At 48.5% G+C, this 549-nt stretch carries 1 protein-coding gene; it reads left to right on the top strand.

Translation table 11 applies throughout. The features are described 5' to 3' along the window. The coding region (locus P278_RS16555; RefSeq protein ID WP_038262304.1) for an HYR-like domain-containing protein at positions 1 to 549 on the top strand (549 nt) is incomplete at both ends.

Here is a 549-nt window from a genome sequence, read left to right as displayed (position 1 = left end):
AACTGTGATAGTGATATTACCGTAACAGGGGTGGATTCCACCGATAATACCGATCCGTGTAATATCGTTGTGACCCGAACATGGACCTTTACCGATAGTTGTGACAATACTGCTTCGGTATCACAGACCATTACCGTAGCCGACACGACAGCACCGGTTGCTCCTGTAGCACCTGCTGATGTGACCGTTGAGTGTACCGATGAGATTCCTGTAATGGTCGATCTGACCGCTACCGATAACTGTGATAGTAATATTACCGTAACCGGGGTGGATACCACAGATAATACCGATCCGTGTAATATCATTGTGACCCGCACATGGACCTTTACCGATAGTTGTGACAATACTGCTTCGGTATCGCAGACCATTACCGTGGCCGACACGACAGCACCACTGGCGCCTGCAGCACCTGTAGATGTGACTGTTGAGTGTACCGATGAGATTCCTGCAATGGTCGATCTGACCGCTACCGATAACTGTGATAGTGATATTACCGTAACCGGAGTCGATACCACAGACAATACCGATCCGTGTAATATCATTGTGACC

Origin of the sequence: Zhouia amylolytica AD3, assembly GCF_000511935.2 — a bacterium.
Taxonomy (GTDB): Bacteria; Bacteroidota; Bacteroidia; order Flavobacteriales; family Flavobacteriaceae; genus Zhouia; species Zhouia amylolytica.
This window is presented reverse-complemented; position numbering and strand designations above follow the sequence as displayed.